Consider the following 1313-nt stretch of genomic DNA (forward strand, 5'->3'; position numbering starts at 1 on the left):
ATTCCAGCTGGCATGGCCCGGCGATCAGCGACAGCGGCGCGGCGTTCGAGAAGACGACGTTGCCGACGGTCACGGACGGATTGGGCGCCAGGGGTTTGTTCATTTTGTCTCCCGGAAGATGAAGGCGGCGCCCTGCCCGGGCGCTGGCCTGACGATAATATCATTGCCGCTCATGTGATGTGCGATGGCGTTGGCCGCAAGCAGGCGCGCGGCGATGGCGCTGCTGCGGACCGAGAAAACGATGGCGGCAAAGCGCAGATGCGGCGACGCTTCTATCGGAACGTTGCAGCGCGAGGCAAAGGTCCCGGGCTCCAGGACCGTCAGGGTTGCGTTCGGCAACTCTATCGCATCACCTTCCGAACCTTGCTTGCCGGCAGCCGTCGTGAGCAGCCCGATCTGCCCAGAAGGCCTGTCGCTCACAGCGATGACCTCGACGATGCCTGTTACGCCGTTGGCATGCGCCTGCAATGCAGTGCGGTCGATCTTCGGTGCATTGATGCGCTCACAAGCGAAACGGAAAGCGTCATCGGCATCCTTGCTGGCGCAGAAGGCCAGCTTGAAGGACGCCAAATCGCTCTTGCCGCTCGCATCGGTGAAAGCACGGGAGAAACTCAGCAACTCCCCCGCCGACATCCCGGCTCCGACATAACGAACATGGTCGGCGTCGGCATCGCCGGTCCCGAGCACGACAGCGGAAAAGCCTTCGTCACCGAGGTTCTGCCGGTAGAGACGATCGCGCGCGACGAACACATTGCCTTCGCCTATCGCCCGGTCCGTCTCCAGGTCGTCGCCAACCGCCAGCGGCTCCAGGTAGGTGCCGTCGGCGAAAAAGACACAGCAGTTTTCGGTGCCAAACGGGTGGATGCCGGTCGGCGCCACGACAAAACCGAGTGAACCCAGCCGCACCCGAGCGGCATCCAGGCGCGCTGTCGGCAGCACCAGATGGTCGAGCGGATGAGCCTGCGTCGTTTTGATCATGCCGGCGCGGTGTGCATTATTCCGGAAGTCGGTTCAAGGGGCTCGGCGATGTTGTCCGGCCGGCCTGCCATTCTCCGACACCGGGGCCAGTCTTGCCATCGCGGAAGGCCACCCTAGCTCACAACCATGGGAAGAACCGTCCTCATGGCCATGACGATTGCGGCGATTGTAATTGTCGCCACGCTGGTGCTGACCGCGCCGAAACGGGGCGGCGTCGATCCGGCCGAGACATCCGCCGTTCAAACAGAGTGAGGCCGCCGGCACCTGCATTTCTTGCGGATGCAACTATATTGCTGGTATAGGCGAATTGTCGTCAACTCTGACTTGAATTGACG

The 1313-nt window shown here is 62.5% G+C and carries 1 protein-coding gene and 1 pseudogene; both read right to left on the reverse strand.

Going from position 1 to position 1313, the window contains the following annotated elements; translation table 11 throughout:
- Nucleotides 1-103, reverse strand: a pseudogene (locus tag EOA33_RS36050) (3-deoxy-8-phosphooctulonate synthase); the annotation flags it as partial.
- Nucleotides 100-978, reverse strand: a complete 879-nt coding sequence (locus tag EOA33_RS36055) for a VOC family protein (RefSeq protein WP_127407746.1) — start codon at nucleotides 976-978, stop codon at nucleotides 100-102. The pseudogene EOA33_RS36050 and the gene EOA33_RS36055, both read right to left, overlap by 4 nt.
- Nucleotides 979-1313: the final 335 nt, after the last annotated feature.

The sequence above is a fragment of the Mesorhizobium sp. M4A.F.Ca.ET.050.02.1.1 genome (assembly GCF_003997725.1).
Classification (GTDB): domain Bacteria; phylum Pseudomonadota; class Alphaproteobacteria; order Rhizobiales; family Rhizobiaceae; genus Mesorhizobium.